General features: G+C 54.1%; 18 protein-coding genes. 2 read left to right on the plus strand and 16 right to left on the minus strand.

The features are described from left to right. Positions 1-2 precede the first annotated feature (2 nt). Both G5B47_RS13535 and G5B47_RS13540 read right to left on the minus strand, forming a co-directional pair. Complete coding sequence (locus tag G5B47_RS13535; protein ID WP_165098856.1) at positions 3-1,148, minus strand: acyltransferase; 1,146 nt, start codon at positions 1,146-1,148, stop codon at positions 3-5. A gap of 138 nt (positions 1,149-1,286) precedes the next feature. Further along, entirely contained in the window at positions 1,287-2,795 is a 1,509-nt protein-coding gene (locus G5B47_RS13540; protein WP_165098859.1) for a DUF4153 domain-containing protein, read from the minus strand. Between the two features lie 115 nt (positions 2,796-2,910). Between G5B47_RS13540 and G5B47_RS13545 the strand changes: the two genes are divergently transcribed. Beyond that, on the plus strand, positions 2,911-4,875 hold the full coding sequence (locus G5B47_RS13545; RefSeq protein WP_165098862.1) for an ABC transporter substrate-binding protein: 1,965 nt from the start codon (positions 2,911-2,913) through the stop codon (positions 4,873-4,875). Positions 4,876-4,883: 8 nt separating this feature from the next. Here the strand turns inward: G5B47_RS13545 and G5B47_RS13550 are convergent, their stop codons facing one another. Together G5B47_RS13550 and G5B47_RS13555 are read right to left on the minus strand one after the other, a co-directional pair. After that, positions 4,884-5,384, minus strand: coding sequence for a hypothetical protein (locus G5B47_RS13550; protein ID WP_165098864.1), 501 nt, complete (start codon positions 5,382-5,384; stop codon positions 4,884-4,886). A 57-nt stretch (positions 5,385-5,441) separates the two neighbouring features. Further along, complete coding sequence (locus G5B47_RS13555; protein ID WP_165098867.1) at positions 5,442-6,056, minus strand: TetR/AcrR family transcriptional regulator; 615 nt, start codon at positions 6,054-6,056, stop codon at positions 5,442-5,444. Positions 6,057-6,227: 171 nt separating this feature from the next. Here G5B47_RS13555 and G5B47_RS13560 point away from each other — a divergent pair, with 171 nt between their 5' ends. Further along, positions 6,228-7,226, plus strand: a complete 999-nt coding sequence (locus G5B47_RS13560; protein WP_165098869.1) for an acrylyl-CoA reductase family protein — start codon at positions 6,228-6,230, stop codon at positions 7,224-7,226. Between the two features lie 138 nt (positions 7,227-7,364). On the opposite strand, the gene G5B47_RS13565 is transcribed toward G5B47_RS13560, so the two are convergent. The 12 genes from G5B47_RS13565 to G5B47_RS13620 all read right to left on the minus strand — a co-directional run bounded on the left by G5B47_RS13565 (position 7,365) and on the right by G5B47_RS13620 (position 20,176). Beyond that, a complete protein-coding gene (locus G5B47_RS13565) occupies positions 7,365-8,738 on the minus strand; it encodes a DL-endopeptidase inhibitor IseA family protein (RefSeq protein WP_165098872.1) in 1,374 nt (457 codons plus the stop codon). A gap of 157 nt (positions 8,739-8,895) precedes the next feature. Beyond that, positions 8,896-9,855 carry a DMT family transporter gene (locus G5B47_RS13570; RefSeq protein ID WP_165098874.1) on the minus strand — a complete coding sequence of 320 codons (960 nt, stop codon included), beginning with the start codon at positions 9,853-9,855 and terminating at the stop codon, positions 8,896-8,898. 250 nt (positions 9,856-10,105) lie between these two features. Continuing rightward, positions 10,106-11,113 carry a tryptophan--tRNA ligase gene (gene trpS / locus G5B47_RS13575; RefSeq protein WP_165098877.1) on the minus strand — a complete coding sequence of 336 codons (1,008 nt, stop codon included), beginning with the start codon at positions 11,111-11,113 and terminating at the stop codon, positions 10,106-10,108. Between the two features lie 483 nt (positions 11,114-11,596). Then, positions 11,597-12,109, minus strand: coding sequence for a signal peptidase I (gene lepB / locus G5B47_RS13580; RefSeq protein WP_165098880.1), 513 nt, complete (start codon positions 12,107-12,109; stop codon positions 11,597-11,599). Positions 12,110-12,125: 16 nt separating this feature from the next. After that, the gene (locus G5B47_RS13585; protein ID WP_165098882.1) at positions 12,126-12,527 is read right to left on the minus strand and encodes a DUF4265 domain-containing protein; all 402 of its coding nucleotides are present in this window, start codon (positions 12,525-12,527) and stop codon (positions 12,126-12,128) included. A 73-nt stretch (positions 12,528-12,600) separates the two neighbouring features. Continuing rightward, positions 12,601-13,458, minus strand: coding sequence for an SDR family oxidoreductase (locus G5B47_RS13590; protein ID WP_165098884.1), 858 nt, complete (start codon positions 13,456-13,458; stop codon positions 12,601-12,603). A 33-nt stretch (positions 13,459-13,491) separates the two neighbouring features. After that, positions 13,492-14,286 (minus strand): lipid II flippase Amj family protein, encoded by a 795-nt coding sequence (locus tag G5B47_RS13595; protein WP_165098886.1) that lies wholly within the window; start codon positions 14,284-14,286, stop codon positions 13,492-13,494. Positions 14,287-14,475: 189 nt separating this feature from the next. Continuing rightward, the gene (locus G5B47_RS13600; protein WP_165098888.1) at positions 14,476-15,060 is read right to left on the minus strand and encodes a putative ABC transporter permease; all 585 of its coding nucleotides are present in this window, start codon (positions 15,058-15,060) and stop codon (positions 14,476-14,478) included. A 156-nt stretch (positions 15,061-15,216) separates the two neighbouring features. Next, positions 15,217-16,071, minus strand: a complete 855-nt coding sequence (locus G5B47_RS13605) for a protein phosphatase 2C domain-containing protein (RefSeq protein ID WP_165098890.1) — start codon at positions 16,069-16,071, stop codon at positions 15,217-15,219. A gap of 61 nt (positions 16,072-16,132) precedes the next feature. Then, a complete protein-coding gene (locus G5B47_RS13610; RefSeq protein ID WP_165098892.1) occupies positions 16,133-17,371 on the minus strand; it encodes an extracellular solute-binding protein in 1,239 nt (412 codons plus the stop codon). A 26-nt stretch (positions 17,372-17,397) separates the two neighbouring features. Further along, positions 17,398-19,089, minus strand: a complete 1,692-nt coding sequence (locus tag G5B47_RS13615) for an ABC transporter permease (RefSeq protein WP_328804534.1) — start codon at positions 19,087-19,089, stop codon at positions 17,398-17,400. Next, positions 19,073-20,176 (minus strand): ABC transporter ATP-binding protein, encoded by a 1,104-nt coding sequence (locus G5B47_RS13620; protein WP_165098894.1) that lies wholly within the window; start codon positions 20,174-20,176, stop codon positions 19,073-19,075. The genes G5B47_RS13615 and G5B47_RS13620 overlap by 17 nt, the downstream gene beginning before the upstream one ends. Positions 20,177-20,185 lie beyond the last annotated feature (9 nt).

Raw genomic sequence — 20,185 nt, forward strand, 5'->3', positions numbered from 1 at the left:
GTTCAATTTCCCGTATCCTTCAAGGAACGAATCGGCCTGGAAAGCTCGGCTGTGTCCGGCTGCAAATTTGTGCTTTTTGGAACTAATGTAAACATTGAAAAGATCACCTGGGACAGCTTTTTATAATTGCAGGCAAAAGCCATTCCAAGAACAGCCTCCGACGTCACAATAAGTCCATATGAATCGGTGGCCGCAGGCACCAGCAGGATTAGCAGCATCAGCCCGAGCCAGACCAGCCTGTAATTGAATAACGCTTCAACATACCGGTTGATCCATAAAACAGCGTTCATTCCGATATAGCTGACCAGCAGAACCCCGGCCCAAACCATATAGACGTTGATCGAATACAGTTTGAAATAAGTGAGTATGAAGATCAGGAACACATGAACGTACAAGAACAGAAACGAATGTTTGCCGAGAAATAGCAGCGGGTTCTTCAACGAATACTGCCGGATCAGCCTGAACAGGGCGAACGACATAAATAGCAGCACCAGGGAAAGGAAAAAGTAGCCTGGCGACATATTGTATTTTATCAGAAATTCCGTCTCCCTCGGGGTAAGAGCATAAGCCGCTGCCAGACCGCATGCCGCAGCTATACCGTAGATCAGATTCACCAGCCTGCGGCTTCGGTAGGCGAACACGCCTAGCAAAAATATCGAAAACCAAGGGACGAAGGTAAAATAGGTGTAATCCCCCTCCGGTATGAAAAATTGCTTGCCCGGAAAAGAAGGTACTTTTGCCGTAAACCCAAAGTGCAGGACGAACAGGGAGACGCCCAATATCAGATACACGTAGCGGCCGGGCCTGAAATACTTTTCTAACAAAATAATGGCAAGCACGCTCATCGCCACGATCTGCGGCACATCCGAAACGGGATCGGACCAAATATAGGGCCTCCACAAAGCGTTATAGGATAGTCCAATGACGGCGAAGACGAAATAGTAGGCAATCAGCGGCAGAACGGATTTTTTGCTCTGGAAGATTGAAGTGATCCCGGACACGGCGAAAAACAAAATAGGAGCCAATTCACCGATGATCTGAAGCGAGCGGCTGCTGCCCGAAAAAACAAGCCCGGTATGAGCCATCATCATCAGCAAACAGCTAAAGCCTTTCATCGCGTCCAACGAATGATCGTATTTTTTCTCCATCCTCTCTACTCCCCTTACATCGTAATCTTTACCAGCCGATACTTATGTAAGTGAGGTAATACTAACAGCTACATAATTACGCATCAATCATACATTCGTGTAAAAAAAAGGGCACTGCAGAGTTATATACTTTCGTCTCTACTTCTCCAAATACCGGCCCAGCTCCGTTAGCGCCCGGTGGCGCGACAGATTAAAGGAAGGCCACTTGCCCGCAGCAACCGCCAAATCCGAGCGCTTATTCCGCAATCCGCTGTCCAGCATTCCGTTATTCTGACGGCTGAACTCGATCAGCCGCGGCACCGCGTCGTCCGACAGTGTGAGAAGATAAGCCGCGTCGATCTTGCCGGTGGCTTCGTAGCGCGCGATATTTTTTCCAGCGATCATGGCATCCATGCCGATAAAGTTCATAACCAAATAAGCCGCAGCAGTCAGCAGAATATAGCATTTGGCCAGCGGAAACCGCGGCAAGCCGATGCGCAGCGCCGTCACCGTCAGCAGCAGCCCCAGAAAAATCATAAAGCCGTGAACGAGAAACCGGATGGTCGTATAGCCGTAAGCCTCTTCGTATAGAGCCAGCCGCGAATAAGCGGAGTACAGCATCACCCCCGAGCAGCCCGTCAGCAGATACAGCAGTCCGCGAATCGCCTTGTTCAGCCTCTCCGTCCCTTTCGTCCCCAGCAGGAGCAGCCCGAGCAGGATGATAAAATTGATACCCGCTACCATAATCAGCTCAAAAAATCCTCTCCTCGCATACTCGGCATAAGTCTCACCCGAAGGCAGCACTCCCTGCCAGGCGCCGAACAGATACGAGAATTGCACACAGACAAACAGCACATATACAGTGTTAACGGCAGTCAGCACGGTGGCGGCAATGATCGAATCGACCCGCATATCCGGCCATTCGGTCTTGTCCGGTTGTTCTGGCTGTGCCATGACTCCCGGAACCCCCTCATCTTGAAACGGAAACAGAAATCCCCGCAGAAGCCCGAAAAAGAACATTCCCAGGACCAGCGCCCACAGCGTCCGGGTAAAGCCTTCCACAAACGAAACGTTGCTCAGCCATACCGGTATTTCCGACAGCACGCTGTGAAACACACCGTCCGCCGATGACAGCAGCAGCAGAACGACCAGCAGCAGCGGGAAGGAAATGCAGAGGCCGATCAGCACTTTGCCAAGAACGTGCCTGCTCCCTTCATCCTCCGATTGTCCGGAGGCTCTCCTGATGATGTCAACGACACGGGGCCACTGCCGCAGGTTCTGCGGAATCAGATGGTCGAGCGCGCCGAAGACAAGGGAGAACTGGTCATAAGCAGGCCTTCCGTCCCCTAGCACATAGGCCAAATGTAAGAAGATCAGCACAGGAATAACTGCCATGTTCAAATGGTAAAAAAATTCATTGCCGAACAGGCCAAAGGTCATGGAAAGCAGAAAGATAAAGGCCAGTCCCGCGTATCCACCTGCACTAGGCTTGCGGATTTTATCTTTGGCAAAGCCCAGCATATAAGCGTAAAAAAGAACGGTGAACAGCGGATACGAGACGCCGTACCTATTTCCAAGGAACAGATACTGATGAATGACGCCCAGTGCAAAAGCGGCGGCCGGCAGTGCCAGGGAACGCGTTTGGCTGGATGCAGCTTCTTCGTTCATGGTAATCCCTCCATTTTTTTACTTACTGTACCTTATTTTAGATGATAAAATAAGAAGATAAAGAGAAATAAAAGATCATTTATTTCCTATTTTATTTGGAAGGAATGAATGCGGATTGAAGCTGCACGGCCAATATATGCGGATGCGCGCCCATTACGGCAGCGAGGGCGAGGTCTCCGTTACTCTGGACGAGCTGGCGGAGGTGCTTGGCTGCACGCATCGGAATGCGCTGAATGTTCTGGGTAAAATGGCCCGCAGCGGCTGGGTATCCTGGACCCCGAGCCGGGGGCGCGGACGTCGTTCCCGGCTCTGCTTTCTGACGCCCCGGGACGATGTCGCCATCCAATCGGTGATGCAGGCCATGGGACGCCGGGACGCTGTGACGTCGGCAATCGAACAAATTCGTTCCCATGCGGGAGTCTCAGCGCTTCACGATACGCTGCAGAGCTGGCTGCTGGCCTATTCCGGCCACCACGCCGAAATGCGCAGAGACCGGGTGATCGATACCCTCCGGCTGCCCATCCGCCAGCCTCTGCATACGATCGATCCTCTGAATATGAATTTGCTGGCTGAATCCTTTGTTTCCAGCCATGTATATGACGGGCTTGTCCGCACAGGGGGCGGCGGCGAAGAGATTGTTCCCGGCCTGGCCCATGCCTGGGAGACCGACGGGACACGGACGAGCTGGACCTTCCACCTCCGCAAGGAAGTGCTTCTGCATAACGCCGCGATCCTTGACGCGGACGATGTCGTCCATTCCTTCTCCCGCTTGATCCGGATGCCCCGGGGCAGGCTGTACAGCTTTATTTTGCGGGATATTGTTGAAGTGAAGGCCCTGAACAGGCTGACGGTAAGCATCCGGCTCAAAACTCCGAACGAGCTGTTTCTTTCTTTTCTGTGTACGAGCCGGGCGGCCGTCGTTCCGCGGGAGCCGGAGCGCAGCCTGGAGGGGCGCTTCGTCACGAAGCCGGTCGGAACCGGCCCATTCAAAGTTGCGGAATGGAATGATGGGTTTTACGTGCTGGAGGCGTTCCCGCATTATTTTCAGGGGAGGGCGCAGCTGGACCGGGTGGAGATTTTGCATGTTCCGTGGGATGCGGAGCCGGATGTGGCCGATGCGGAATTCCCTTTTCACATCATCCAGAATCCTCGTCCGGAAGAATCCGCTTCGTTAAGCCGGATTCACACCGAGACCTCCGTCCGCAAATTTCTTACCTGCAACACCAAAAAAGCGGGACCGCTAAGCGATCCCGCCGTCAGGGCGGACGTGATGTCTTGTCTGGGAAGGCTGGACGAGCCGGGCCATGGTTCCGCCGCTCATGACCCGGACGGTGTCACTGGTGATCCAGGGATTTCCAGCGATCCTGGGATTTCTGGCACGGTTGGTAACCCGGGCATTCACGGCGATCTCGGCGTTCCCGGCACAGTTGGTGCCCCCGGCGATATCGGCGGTCCCGGCTCGGATGGTACCACGGGCAATCCCGGTGCTTTCGACGTTCCCGGCAGCGACCCAAGGGTTTCCGGCGTTCCCGGCGACTCCGGCATTCCCGGCAACCCCACTCCCTCAGGCTCTTACCGACCCGCCGCCTCCGAAGTATCCGGCTCACTGTCCGGGTTGTCCCTGCGGATTGCCACGATTCCGCAGTACGCGGCGGACGCCGGGCTCGTCGCCGCGAGACTATCAGAGCGCGGCGTTGCTGCGGAGATCGTCTCCGTTCCGCCGGAAGAATTCAAGGGGCCGGTGCGGATGGAAGCCGACCTCATCTTATTCGCGCTCGTCCGCGACCGGGACGAGCAGCTCAGGCTCTTCGATCTGTATCAGACGCTGGCGGAGCACGTCACGCTGCAGACCCGGGCGGAGATCGAAGCCGAACTGCATTTGATCGCGCGCGAGCCCGGTCATGCCGCACGGGCCGAGACGTTCCACCGGATCGAGGGCCGGCTGATCCGGGAGCGCGAGCTGCATATTTTGTACGAGAAGCCGGTGGAAACAGCCTATCTGCCTTCCATCCGGGGAGTCCGGTTCAACAGCCAGGGCTGGATCGATCTGCGGCATGTCTGGTTTCCGCAGCCCTGCTGAACTAGAGGCTATTCGTCCGAAACCTTCGTTATGTTGACGGCGTCCCCAACCTGAAGATGTATCTCTACCTTGCCTGCCGTTTGCTTGCCGACGAATTTAATACGGTTTTTGCCTTTGTCTAGAGTCACCATACTTACTCCGTTGCCGCTTCCCTCTGCAATGGTTGACGCCTGCTCGCTTGGGGTTACCAGCACAACCTTGAATTCCCCTTTGCCGACGGTCAGGGAATAGTCGATCCGGATATCGGCTTTTTTCTTCACATTCAGAATCCATATGGTATCCGTACCCGAAAAGCCTTTAAATTCAACATCTGCTATCCGGGAAGTTGTTGAACCGGTCCGCAAGAAATAGCTATATTGGTCGCCTTCCTGAACGATAGCAGCGTTATTATTATACATTTGGTCTTTATCGTACGTTTGGTTCTTGCCGGTGTCGATTAGGCCGCAGCCTGCCATAAGCAGTACAGCGCTTATAACGCCAACAGTTCCGAGCCGCTTGATGGTTATCATTGAAATCCCCTCCTGGAGAGCAGATTTCAATAATTTAACATTTTATTTGCCCGCCGCCTATGACTTTTTCACCGTCTCCGCTGCGAGCAGCTTCATCACCGCCTGCCGGCAGGCAATCCGGTACACGGCATGAAGCTCGTCCCGGCCGGTCATCAGCCACTGGATCAGGCAGCCGTCGATAATCGAGCGGATGACCGGGGCGGTCTCCTGCACCGCCAGCCGGGGATCGAACACGCCCTCTCGCTGGCCAAGCTCCACAATTTCCGCGCTGATCCGCGCGCAGTTGTCATAGAAGCGGCTGTTGATTTCCCGGTAAGAGGCGCTGCGGCTGGCTCTCGCCAGAAAGTCCAGATACACCCTGTAGAAATCCCGGTTCTTTTCCGGTGACACAAAGACAGAATTGATATAGGCGGCCATTTTGTCCACTGCCCGGGATTGTCCGTTTACCGCCGCGGTTTCTTTTTCATAAATTTTCCCTGTCAGCCACCCCAGCAGCTCCACAAGCACAGCCTCTTTGTTATCAAAATAATAATGGACGACGCCTTTGCTGACCTTCGCGCTATCCGCTATCGTCTGGAGCGTTACGGCATCATACCCTTGTTCCGCGATGGCCTGAAAGGCGGCGTACAGAATCTGTTTGCGTTTTTCTTCGGATTTTTTGTAGCGGACCATAGAGCACCTGCCTGTAAAAAAGATATAGTAATTGAAAAAAGGTATAAGAAATCATTGACATAAAAAAGTTGACCGGTCAGAATAAAAATATAATGACATCATGTGACCCAAACCAACCGGCTTTAATCATTCATTAATGCTTTACATACCCATTAAAAGGAGCGTATCACTATGTCCTCATCCTTTCAAGCCCTGTTTGTAGACAACACGGAGCCGTTCAGCGTCGCCGTCAAACCAGTTTCATTAGACGATCTGCCCGCAGGTGAAGTGGTCATCAAGGTTGCTTATTCCAGCGTGAATTACAAAGACGGTCTGGCCTCGATTCCTGACGGCAATATCGTCAAATCGTATCCGTTTGTGCCCGGAATCGATTTGTCCGGCGTGGTGGAATCATCCGAGGATGAACGTTTTAAGCCGGGCCAGCCGGTGCTCGTTACCGGATACGGATTCGGCGTGTCCCATTTCGGCGGTTACAGCGAGTATGCCCGCGTCCCTGCGGACTGGGTCGTTCCGCTGCCGGACGGCCTGTCGCTGAGAGAAGCGATGATTTACGGCACGGCGGGCTTTACGGCGGCCATGTCCATTCAAGCGCTTGAAGACAACGGCGTATCGCCGGATCAGGGAAAAGTGCTCGTCACGGGCGCGGCCGGAGGCGTCGGCGGCGCTGCCGTCGCGATGCTGGCTGCGCGCGGCTATCACGTTGTCGCCGGTACAGGCCGCACATCGGAGAGCGATTACCTGAAAGGGCTCGGCGCAGCCGAGGTGATCTCGAGAAGCGAGATCTACGACCCCGAAGCCAAGCAGCGGCCGCTGGACAAGCAGCTCTGGCAGGCCGCCGTCGATCCGGTGGGCGGGAATCAGCTTGCGGCGATTCTCAGCAAAATTGCGTACCGCGGCTCGGTCGCCGTCAGCGGACTTACAGGCGGGACGAAGGTGCCGGCAACGGTGCTGCCGTTCATTCTGCGCGGCGTGAATCTGCTCGGCATCGATTCCGTCTTCTGCCCGGCCGAGCTGCGGCTCAAGGTATGGGACCGGATGGCGAACGATCTGAAGCCGGCCGATCTGGAAACTCTTGTCGGCCGCGAGGTAACGCTGGCGGAACTGCCGCAGTCGCTCGCCGATATCCTGAAATCGAACACGCGCGGCCGGGTGCTGGTGAAGCTGTCCTAAGCGAGCGGCGGAACTGCCGGGCAAACTGAATCAAGGCAGCAATTGAGAGCAAAAATGACCTCATCTCCACAATTGCGTGGAGGTCGAGGTCATTTTTCAAGTTCCTACTCTAATGCGGACTCTTGGAGATCAGCCCTTTTATTTTATGATCCCGACTTCCGAATCCAGTCTCCACCCCGTGCCTTTCACAAACCGGAACGGCGCATCGACGATGACATGCTCGTTATCGCCTTGCGGTACGTCAAACCGGAACGTCTTGACCTCTGCTCCATCGGCAAGCAGGCTTGCTTTCGCCTTGGTCCAATCCCGCAGACTGCCTCCACCGGCATTTGGCTGGGCGAGGCGTCCGCCTACTTCCGCAAGGCTGCCGCTTTGCGTTTGGCTGTTCCAGTACTGCTGGACTTTCTCCGGCGTGTAGACCTCCTTCAGATAGGCGAACAGCTTCTCTTTGGTGGAGAGATCTTCGCCCAGCCAGCGGTAATGCTCGCCCTTGCCCGGGATGGAGAATTCCTTAATCTCTCCTTCCTTCGTCGCTTTACCGCCGCTTTGGACATGCCAATAATGGGCGGCTGCCTTGGCTGCCAGGCTTGCGGCATCGGCAGGGCCGAATGCGGGAATGCCGTCTTTCTTAACCGGAACGCCGCTTCTCGGCAGCTCACGATCGGAAGCCAGCGCTGCGATCACCCAGCTTCCGTTCTCTTTTTCAAGGGAAAGCGTGAGCAGGACCGACGGCTCGGTACCGGCTGAAGTCGCCATATCCAGTCTCAGCTCGATCTGCTCTTTGCTGTTGCCGATAGGCGTATCCTTGGTCACTTCCCATTTCGTGATCCAGGGACTGGAGACGCCGGTCACCCAGTTCAGCTCTTTGAACACGGGATACATCGTCTTCTTGAGCGCCTCGGAGAAGGTGGCATACTGTATCGAGGCGCTGCGCCGCTGCAGGCCGAAGGCATACAGCTCAGCCGCCTGTCTCGCGTCGGTCAGCACGATAGCCAACGCCGGGGCCGTCTGCGTCGTCCGGTTCAACGAGAAGGACAGCCCCTGTTTCAGGTTGGCCAATATTTTACGCGCCATCCGGTAATCCGGACTACCCGGCTTTTTGGCATAAGGTGCTTCTCCGGACTTGTGCAGCGCATACACAATGCCGTTCAGGCTGCCGAGCTCAGTATAGACTCTGCTTTTCTTATAGTCCGGCCATTTGGCGCTGTCGATCACCTCGATGGTGAACAGCACTTCTCGGGGCAGCGACCGGTTTTGCGGAACGTAATAGACCAGGGTTTGTTTGTCTTTCTGGGTGAATTGAAGCCGGTTCTTCCAATCATTAGGCAGACGAAGCGTGAAAGCAGCGTTCTTGTACGTGAAGGTTTTGGAAGCGGCGGCGATCAGGGTGCCATGCCCCGGTTCAAAGTCTTTGGCCGATGCGCGGCCGGGGGTGCCGACAGCGATGCCGGATAACAGCAGCGTTCCCGCGAGAACACCTGCCGTCATCTTTCGGGTGAGAGGTGTGGTCATAGTCTGTCGCTCCTTCTGAAGTGGATATCCTGAAAACGTATACCTGGGGGCAAATGTTGCAGTCCGGTGAATGTTTTTAGTTCGAACCAGAGACAAAATAAGCGGCCGCACCGAACATGGCGCAGCCGCTTAATATTTTTTACCAAATGGAGTTTTGTTATTCCCGGGAGGTCCCGGTAAAGTAATCCAGTTCCCGCGCTTCGGCATCGCGATCCAGCCTTCTGCGCTTGACCATCTTGACCAGAAGCTGCTGAAAATCAAGTTCCATCATTAAAAGAGAAACCATAATAAGCAGTCCGCCATAAAACAAATCGTCGGTCAACCGTTCGAACCCGAAAGCGATGGAAAAGACGCTCCCAAATACGCCTTCAAGCATCATAATCAGTCCGGCGGATGTCGCCGAGGTATGCTTTTGGGCTGCGATCTGAATCGTTTGCGCGACAAAGGAACACAGGATTCCCACATACAGCAAAGGGATGAGCGCGGCCGACCAATCGATATCGGCAATCCGCTCCGTCTCCGCAAACAGGAAAAAAATCAATCCGCCGGCTCCCTGCACCGCGGCCAGCATAAAAGCCACAATACTCACATCCGTCTGTCTTGCTCCATAACCGAGATAAACAATCGAACCGGCATAAAACACCGCGCACACCAAAGAGTAGAAGTCCCCGATATTTACCGTAAACGCTTTGTTCCAAATCCCTGTCAGTATTCCCATGCCAAGCATGCATAACGAGATTGAGATGAAGCTTTTGGCCCTAAGCGGTTTTCGGTACAGGGCCCAGGCTATGAAAGGGATCAAGACGACATATGTGGCCGAAATAAACGCGTTATTCGATGGAGTGGTATACTTGACGCCAATCGTTTGCGTAAGAAACCCGCCAAAATTGAGCAATCCTGCAATCAAGCCTATTTTAAAATCCTTGAAGGTCATTTTGAATATCTTGGTATTAAAGAAGATAAGCACAAGCAGGGCAAAGAGAAAGCCCCGAAAAAAATTAATAAATCCTACGGACGCGTTGGCGTCCAACGCGATTTTGGTTACCACGAACCCCGAGCCCCAAAGCATGGAAATGAACAGCAGCAGGACATTGGCGGTGGATTTTGTCAATTTCATCGATGCATTCTCCTTCTCTATACAAGAAGAAACGCCTAACGGCGTCTTTTTAAGACGTAGGTGCGTTTCTCGTAGAAATATAAGGTAAATGATAAGCGCGAAGCTTATACTTTCTTATATTTTAAAAAAATCCTGCCTCATTAAGAGACAGGATGCATCCGCTCTTCTATTGTTCTCATCAATACGGAACGTCTACCAACATACTACACTACCTTCATGAGGTCAACCAAAATTTAGGATGTGTGTCAGCCTATACCCGGGTGAATCCAGCAAAATAGTCCAGTCCCATCGCCTCCCGCACCTCCTGCATAGTCTCACGTCCAATGGCGCGGGCCCGGGACGTGCCGCTCATCAGCAGATCGTCCACTTCGCGGGGCCGGGCCGCATAATACGCCCTGCGCTCAACCATCGGCTCAAGCAGCTCCGCGATGGCTTCCACGGCGCGCCGTTTGCACTCCGCGCAGCCGATCGCGCCTTTGCGGCATTCCTCGCCGATCTCCTCCGCACCTTCCGGACGGAAGCAGCGGTGATACGCATAAACAGGGCAGATATCCGGATGCCCCGGATCGCCCTTGCGCACGCGGGAGGGATCGGTCACCGCCTTGCGCATCTTCAGCTCCAGCTCCTCCCGGGAGGAGTCAAGGTGAATCGCGTTACCAAGGCTCTTGCTCATCTTGGCGCTGCCGTCCGTTCCCACCAGACGTGGCGTATCGCCAACAAGCGCCCGGGGCAGGGTCAGCACGGGCCGGTACAGTTCGTTAAAGCGGCGGACGACCTTGCGGGTTAATTCGATAAGGGGAAGCTGGTCCTCCCCCACCGGAATAATCGTCGCCTTGCAGAACGTAATATCCGCCGCCTGGCTGACGGGATAGCCGAGAAACCCGTAGTACATCTCGTCTTCGCCGTGGCTCTGCGCTTCCGATTTTATCGTCGGGTTATGGCGCAGACTGTTCACGGTAACGAACATGGAATAGAACTGGGTCAGCTCGGCGATTTCCGGGATCATCGACTGGACGAAGATGGTCGCCCGCTCGGGGTCGATCCCCGCCGCCAAATAATCCAGGGCGATCTCCCGCAGATGCGTCCGGATCAGCCCGGGCTGATGAAAATGGGTGGTCAGCGCCTGAACATCGGCCAGCATAATAAAGGTGTCGTACCGGTGCTGAAGCTCTACCCGGTTCTTAAGGGTTCCCACGTAATGGCCCAGATGCAGCTTTCCGGTCACGCGGTCCCCGGTTAATACTCTCTCTTGATTCATTTTTCATTCTCCTTTTTTGGTCTATTGTCAACCTTAACCATCGCCACCAGCCGCCATCCAAGGCCATCACCCCCTTTCAAAAATGTCGCCGCCAAGATAAGAATCGGCTTTACAGCCTATAACAACAAAAAAAATCCCGTCCTTATAAGGACGAGACTGCTCGCTATGCCACCTTAAATGGACCGTTTCCTGGGCTGGGTTGCACGGAATAAAGCGGTCCTCGCTGTACGGTGCGGAATCGGCGGTTCACGCCTCATCGATACCGTTCCCTCTGATAACGGCGGGAACCCCGGCCTATCCCTACGACCGGCGGGCCGGGCTCGGGACAGCAACTCGGAAGGCCATTCGATCGTATGCGGAACACCGGCTCGCAGCCACCGCCGGCTCTCTGAAATTCCTGTCATACGTCTACTTACCCTTCGTCTTCGTTGATTCTTATTTTGAAATTCCTTGAATTAATTGTAATTGTTCACCTTCCTCAGGTCAACGCCGGAGCTTGTGAACGGGAATCTCCAGCACGACTTTACCGATCAGCTTATCCTTCGCGACAAAAGGCGTGTCCCACATATGCGCGTCGAAGCTGATATTCCGGTTGTCTCCGAGGAAAAAATAGTGATCTTCCGGAACCGTTACCGGTCCGAAGGCGTAGTCCATTTTTACGCTCAAATATGGTTCGTCCACCTTGTCCCCGTTGCGGTACAGCGCCCCGTCCTTGATCTGAACGACATCTCCGGGAAGCCCGATCAGCCTTTTGACATACAGCTTGGTCTCACCTTCGACGGGAGGATGGAACACGACGATATCTCCATGCTTCAGGTAGGTGGCCCACAGCATTTTCTCCACGATCAGCCGGTCTCCCACCTGGATGGTCGGAACCATTGATTCTGTCGGAACGCTCATCGCTTCGGCGACATAGCTGCGAACCAGCAATGACAGGACAATCGCAATTAGAAGGGTCGGCACCCAGTCTTTAACCAGTTTGGTGAGCTTGTTCACTTTTAATAACCTCCATTCAAATTCCGTATGTACGGGCAATCTTTTCAAGTTCAGCCTTCAAAGGTTTCTCCGCTTCTTTCGGAACGTGAATGATGAGCACCCCGCCAAATACGGTCTCCCATTTCCCGCCGCATTTCAGCACCCGTTCCTTAAATGCGTCAAGCTCCGGCGACTGTGCGGCTTCCCGGCTGAGCAGCCTGACCATTTTCACGTAATCCGATTTACGCACCGTTTCCACGTAGTAATAGACGCCGCGTTCTTCTTTCACTTTGATGATGTCTCCCAAGGACAAGTCCGGTCTGAACACAGGCGTCTCTTCGATCCGGTATTCATTCTCGCCGATGCGGGTTACATCGAGAATTTCAATTTCGCGTCCCGCTTCATCGAAACAAAGCTGGAACTCCATAAAATCAGGCATCGGTTGCCTCCAATCGCTGTTATGTACCTAGCTCTACAATAGACTACTGCATGGCAAAATTCAAACATCGCCATTATTTGAGCGCCCGGGCGACGATCCGCTCGAACCAGCTCCACGGCAGCAGCGCTCTGCCTCCAATCATCAGCCGGGAGCCTCTGCCAAGCACATAGCGCAGCCGGGGTGACCGCAGCCGGACAATGCGGCCAATCAGGTCGGCAACCTCCTGCGGATCGGGGGCCGTAACCGCAGCCTTGCGCGAATACTTCAGCACGGCATCCAGACGCGCCCGGTAAGGCGAGTCCTCGGCGGAAGCGATCTGCGACAGCCCCTTGTTCCAGATGGGCGTGCGGTACGCTCCCGGCTCCAGCAGAACGACCTTCACTCCAAACGGCGACATTTCATGACGCAGACACTCGCTGAAGCCCTCGACCGCGAACTTGGAAGCCGCGTAAGGCCCAAAGCCCGGAAAAGCGGCACGGCCGCTGACGCTGCCAATGTTGACGATAAGCCCAGTCCGCCGCTCCCTCATCTGCGGAAGCACCGCCTTCGTCACAGCGACCAGACCGAAAAAGTTCGTTTCGAGCTGCTGCCGCCACGCTTCGGGCGGCACCTCTTCCACAAAGCCGCCTGCCGCATAGCCCGCGTTATTGACCAGCACGTCGATTCGGTCGTAATCGGCCAGCACCGCCTTCACCGTCTCTTCGATCCCGGCGGGATCGGTCACATCCATGCGCATCACCCGCACGCGGCCCAGAATGCCGGAACGCTCCGCCCGCCGCTCCAGCTCTTCCTTCCTCGACGGCTCGCGCATGGTTGCTATGACCGTGTAGCCAAGCTCCGCCAGCTTTACGGCTGTCAGCAGTCCGAAGCCGCTGGAAGCCCCGGTGACAAGAGCCACAGCTTCCGAGTCCCGGTTCTTGGAATCATTCAATGCAACCTCTCCTTATCTTGCATATTCGTATCCCTACACCATTAGCCGGACGATCAAGGTAATCAAATGGGCGGCGGGTTCCAGAACGAACTGGCCGAGCAGCGTGCCCAGAAACCGGGAGACCATGAGCAGCACATATACCTTGCCAAGCTGGCTGCGGTGCTCCGGACTGGACGTCGCCTTGTCGGTGATCAGACCGAGCTGCGGGTCGATAAAGATCGTCAGCAGAATCGTCGCCATCCCGTTAATAATCCCCGAAGCCTGGGAAGCGGTCGTGCTGAACTGCGGCACGAGATGGGCCGCATACAGCGACGACATTACGCCCACCGTATAGAAAGCCGTAACGAAAATATTCAGCACGATCAGCCGTTTCGGAACATCCAGGTACCGGAAATAGTATAGCCCGATTTTCGGCCGTCTGACATACTTTCGGGTATTTTTCAATTGTCCGATCGTGACGCTGGCCAGCAGCTTCGGGATAGAACCCTGAACCTCCAGCTTGGCAATAATGCGTCCGAACAGCCCGATAAAAGTGGGGAACAGTCCGATGGCAATCAACGTTCCGAGCGAGCCGCCCAGCAGGATAATCCTTAAATAATTCTCCAGATGAAAGCTTGAATCGTTTCTCGCAACATCCACAAATTTGGCAGTCAGCGGAGCCTGAATCAGATTTGCCGTTCGAGAGACGAGCACAATAATGCCGGTCAGGGACAGCGCGATCGCGATTTTGTTCAGTCTGACCCCGGCGTACCGGACGGAATACGACAGCGTTTCGGCGGTATGTATAACCATTGTAAGAAGAAAGACGACAAGCAGACTTCCGGCCATTCCGGTTTCCTCCCCAGGCTCCGCCCTGCCCTAAGGCTGCATGCGGAGCATTCCCAAGACTGGGTATTTCATCCATCCCATTCTAGCACATCGCCCACTACAAGTCTTCGGCAAAAAAATGACAGGCGGCCTCATAGGGAGACCGCCTGTCATTTTCTTGTGTAAACAACGACTCTTTAAGCCCGGACGTTACAATACATCGCCGGCCTCATTGCCAAACTCCATCGCCCCCGCTTCCCTGCGGCGAATGAGGAAAGTCAGGGCAAGATCGGCGGCAAAGCCGAGAGATACCAGGGGAAGGAGCACGCTCCAGACATCCGCCGTCAGCGAGTACAGATGAATCATCAGCGGATGAACGGCAACGAGGCATACAACCGCTAATCCCCACCAGTACAGGGAAAACAGCAGACAGATATGCCCGCCGAGTTGAAACTCCTGGCCCGTGTAATCCCACCACCGGCGGCGGAACAGAAGCTTCAGCAAAGCCCCGGTGGCATATTCCACAGCCGACGGTACGATAAATGCCGCGGCCAGAAACAGCGGCAGCGGCATGGTCGTGCCGCCCAAGGCCAGCAGAAGCAGAGGAGTGAAGCCGTACATCGGTTTATACGGCCCTTTCATCAGTCCCTCCTTGCGGAATGTCCCGTTGCTGTAGCGGTTATACAATCCCTCGATAAACCAGCCCAATATCGAGTAGACGATAAAATAATAAAAGTATTCCCCGGGCAGACTATGCGCCGCATCCCGGCCCCAAGAAAACAATCCCGATATCATTAACTTCCCGCCTTCCTGTCAGAATGGAATATCCGATTTTTTCTTGCAAATCGGGCATAGTATGCCATTCTGGGGACGGGAATATGCGCATAAAGTCAGCCCCGCATTAGCAGGGCTTTAGAGGCCGCATGTGGTTTGCGCGGACCTTAACCTTCATTATTTTAATCGGATATAAATCCCGGTCTTGTCATCCGATACTTTAAACCGGGGATAGCGAATGCATTCGGCGTCTTCCCGTTCCAATTGCAGCAGCCACTCGGCATAACGGCTAAGGCCTGTCTGCCTGACCTCGCGGACCATTGATTTAACCCCATCTTCTTCAGAGGTTTCACCCTCCTCCGGATAGAACAGGCCGTCTGAGACTAGCAGCAGGCTTTGCAGCCGGATCCGGTTGATTCTCCCATACTCGAAGAACTGCTCCGCTTCAGCCATTCCGTTAAGGACGGAGTACCCTTCGGCCGTGTTCATTTTCTGCTTGTTAGCCGCAATTACGGGCTTGACCGTCTCCCATAATTGATCTTTGGAGCGCACTCCCGCCTCGATTCCATCTATCCAAATCCGCTTCGACTCATGATCAATCGCAGCCACATGATCCCGGGTTATCGCCCGGATAGCCCCATCCTCATAAATCGCATAGATCATGCAATCACCGGCCTGTATGAACTCGACGGCGGCATCGGTTATGCGAACAAGGGCTGCGCCCGCTGTCCATAATTCATCCTTCGACTGCGGATTAATCCCGCACCGCTTCATTTCCTGACCCAAACGAAGGTTGGCATCCCGGAGAAGGGCTTCCATTCCTCTAAATTCAGCAGCGGTTACACTCTCGGCATATTGCTTGACGATTTGAGAAGCCAGCCGGCCGCCGGTCTCATTGCTCTTTCCGCGGAAGGGCACGAGCGAAGTGGCGCCGTCCACCACACCATAGAGCTTCAGCTCCTCATTCAGTATGACGGCGTCCTCGTTCCACTCCCCTGTACCTTGAACTGAAATCCAATCCATTTCAATCATGTTAACCTTCCCCTGTCCAATATATAATCCATCCGGCAGCATTCCTGGATTCCCCTTAAAATCAGGGCATGTACGGCAGTAATTGCGCGGCGTATGCACGGAAATCCGCTTCCTGCTCCATCTCCAAATGGTTAAGGATTTGCGTGATCTGTTCCCAGCGCAGACCCGCGTCTGCCGATGGCTTCAGGCTCTCCAGCGTGCCGGCCGCGCCAAGAAGCACTCCATATTTTCTGTTTAAGGCATAGTTTCGGGAGATGGCCTCAATCGTCTGATTTCGAACCGGCAAATAACCGGTTGCCTCAAGCACCTTGGCCTGGGCTTCGGAGGAGGCGAGGTAGTTCACCACATCTTCCGCCGCACTCCCAGCCTTCTCGCCGGCCACGATGCCAAATGAGCTGATGTGAGGCAGTAACACATTCCCGCCCGCAAGCGGCGCCGGAAGCATGTCATACTCAAATTTTCCGGCAATGTAATGGTCCAGCCAAGGTATCATATTTGAATTGGTCATATAAAATAACGTCTTGCCGGAAATGAAATCGCTTGGCGCGAGCTGGCTGCGAAGCGGCTTCATGGCCTTCGAATCAAAGACGAGTCCGCTCCATACCCGGAGCAGGCGTTCCAGTCTTTGATTACCGGGTAGACCGCTTTGCCGGGATTGCTCCCATAAATTCAACAGGATAAACGGCTTCGAATCATCCATGACCAGCGCTTGCTCCCAGCCCGCCGACTTGCGGGCAGTCAGATCGGCTTTCCATGCCTTCGTTTTGCTTCCAAGCTCCTCCAGAGAAGAGAAGTCGATCGCTTTATCCACACCCGTCCATTTCATCAGGTTCTTATTGTAAAACATCACCGGAACGGAGACTCCCGCCGGAACCGCCCATAGCCGTTCGCCATATGTGAATGGCTTGGCCGCCGCAGGCATAATCTCTCCGGGGAGAAGCGCACTGCCGGAGACCGGCGCTAACGCGTTCATCGAGACCAGTTCAGACAGCCCGTAGGAGCTGTCCAGCTCAACGATCTGCGGAGCCGTCTGGATCGACAACGCCGCGAGCAGCTCCGTATACAATTCTTTATAGGAAGGGAATACTCTCACGTCCAGTTCAACACCCGCATGGGTATTCTGATATGCAGCCAACAGATCCGACCAGCCGTCCGTATAGATCCAGCAGACCAGCTTCTCTTTTTCCGTGTCATACTGCTCCGGGACCCGCTTGACCTCAGTGAAATAGTTGGAATATACAATGACGGTAACCGTAATAATGACTAATAAAGCCGCCCATACGACACTGTTTTTTGTCATTGTCATCCTCCCTTTCTACTGGGTCCTTACACGGATAGCCCTTTTCCGCCGGACAGCTTATTTGCAATGAGCAAGGAAATCAACGTGCTTAACGTCAGAATCGATGCAAGCGCCGCGCCCGTTCCATAGTTAGAGGTGAATACCTCGCTGTAGATCGTAACGGAAATCGTTGCTGTTGCTCCATAATACAACACAAGGGTCGAGCTAAGCTCGTTAATCGTTGTAATCCAGCTCAGAATCGCTCCGGATATGACGCCCGGCGCCATCAGACGCCCCGTTGTCTTGAAGAACGTCTTCATCGGCGGAACGCCCAGACTGATGGAAGCTTCCTCCACACTGCGGTCAAGCTGATGAAGAATGGCTGTGCTGGAGCGTATGGTGTATGGAATTTTGCGCACGACATAGGCAATGACAAGAATAATCCATGTTCCCGTCAGCACAACCGGCGGTTTGTTAAAAGCGACAATCAGGCTGATCCCAAGCACCGTACCCGGCATGACATACGGAATCATCAGAATGCCGTCGAGCGCCGCCGTAAGCTTGGATTTGCGCCGCACCAGGATATACGAAATCAGCATGCCGCCCGCAACCATGATAATGATGGACAGAATGGAATACGAATACGTATGAATAATCGAACGGGGAACCCGGTACAGAACCTCCCTGTAGCTGTCGAGGCTAAATCCTGACTGGAAGACAGGACCCTTCGTTTTGATAAATGACGTTAAGATGACTGTAAGCTGCGGCAGGATCGAAATACACGCCGGAATAAAAGCGACAATTGTCAGCAGCGTCTTCGCCAATGGCTTCAGCGGAATCAGCTTCGGTGTGCGCATGCCTGTCATCGAAAAGTTTTTGCGTGCAACGAAATAGCGCTGCGTAAACAAGACCGACGTGGAGAACAAGATCAGGATGATGCTGAGCGTGCTGGCCATCGCTGGATTGCCGCCCATCTCGCTCACGAACTGCTCATACGCCAGAATCGGAAGCACCTTGAAGCCTTGTCCCAACAGCATCGGTGTGCCGAAATCAGCGAAGGATGCCATAAACACCATGAGCGCCCCGGCCGACAGGGTTGGAAAAATCAAGGGCAAGGTCACGGTGCGAAGACGCTGCCAGGAGGTCATCCCTAGGCTTTCCGACGCTTCCTCCAGCGACGTATCGATCGTCTTCAGCGCGCCGGAGACATACAGGAAGATATGCGGATAAAATTGCAGCGCGAATACAAACACGATACCGTGCATCCCGTAAATCGACGGAACCGAAATGCCGAGGTCACGAATGAATCTGGTAATAAAACCGTTGTTGCCCATCAGCAAGATCCACGAATACGCGCCAATGAACGGAGGCGACAGCAGAGACATCACAATCATGATCTGCATAAGACCTTTGAATTTAATCGCATACCGGGTGGATAAATAGGCCAGCGGTACTCCGATCAGGATTGCGCCCAGTGTGGCAAGCGCGGATACCATAAAGCTGTTCAGCAGCGCCATACGGTAATATTTTAATGAAATGAAGGTAATATAATTTTCGATGGTGAAGCCGCCTTCTTCGCTGATAAAGCTGTTGATGAACAACGTGACCAGCGGGTAAACCACGAAGACGCAGAGCAGCAGGTAAACCACGACCGTGACTGCCGTCCAGAAATCCCATTTTCTAAGCAGCAGTCTCTGCCGGATGACATTGCCCGGACTTGGCTCAGCTTTCGATAGCACGGTAGATCACCTCCTCGCCGCTGCCATTGTAAATGACAGACTGGCTCAGCTGAAGATCAAGATATACAGGCTGCTTCGGCTTGTAAATATCCCGTGTATACACCGAGTGGTCATGAACCTCAATGGATTCTCCCGACGCCATTTTGACCGTATAGCTGACTTTCTCCCCAAGGAAGGTGACCTCGTCAATCGTTCCCTTATATTCATGTTCCACGGAAGGCTCCGGCGACAGCTTAACCCGTTCGGGCCGGATGGAGAACAGCACCTTGCCGGAATGCGGCTTCAGCAGAGGCAGCTCGGTTTCAAGGCCCATCAGCTTGATATTGGCTGGATTGCTAAGCGTAGCTCCTGCATCGCAGGTTCCGTCCAGAAAATTCGAAGTGCCCATGAAGTTTGCGACAAAACGGTTCTGCGGATACAGATAAATCTCCTGCGGGGAAGCAATCTGCTGGACGGTGCCATTTTGCAGGACGGCAATCCGGTCGGATACAGCGAGCGCCTCCTCCTGGTCATGCGTTACGTAAATGGTCGTTATGTTCAGGTCTTTTTGCAGCTTGCGGATATCCGTGCGCATCTTCACTCTCAGCTTGGCATCGAGGTTCGACAACGGTTCATCCATTAACAGCAATGCCGGACGGATGACAATGGCTCGGGCCAAAGCAATCCGCTGCTGCTGACCGCCGCTCATGTTGGACGGAATGCGGTCTTTAAGATGCGTGAGCTCCACCATATCGAGCGCCTCCAGCACCCGGGTCCGAATCTCGTCCTTGGGAACTTTTCTCGCCTTCAGGCCGTAGGCCACGTTATCAAATACAGTCATATGGGGAAAAATCGCATAGTTCTGAAACACCATGCCGATATTGCGTTCGTGAGTGGGGACATCGTTAATCAATTGATCGCCAAAATAAATATTGCCTTCTTCCTGTCTGTAGAAGCCCGCTATCGTCCGAAGCAGCGTCGTCTTGCCGCATCCGCTGGGGCCGAGCAGTGTGAAGAACTCGCCTTCTTCTATCGTAAAATGCGCATTATTAACTGCCTTAGCCGTACCGAAGTATTTGGTGACGTGATCGAAAACAACCTTGCTCATAAGTATCTC

The organism is Paenibacillus apii (assembly GCF_011043685.1).
GTDB classification, from domain to species: domain Bacteria; phylum Bacillota; class Bacilli; order Paenibacillales; family Paenibacillaceae; genus Paenibacillus_AQ; species Paenibacillus_AQ sabinae.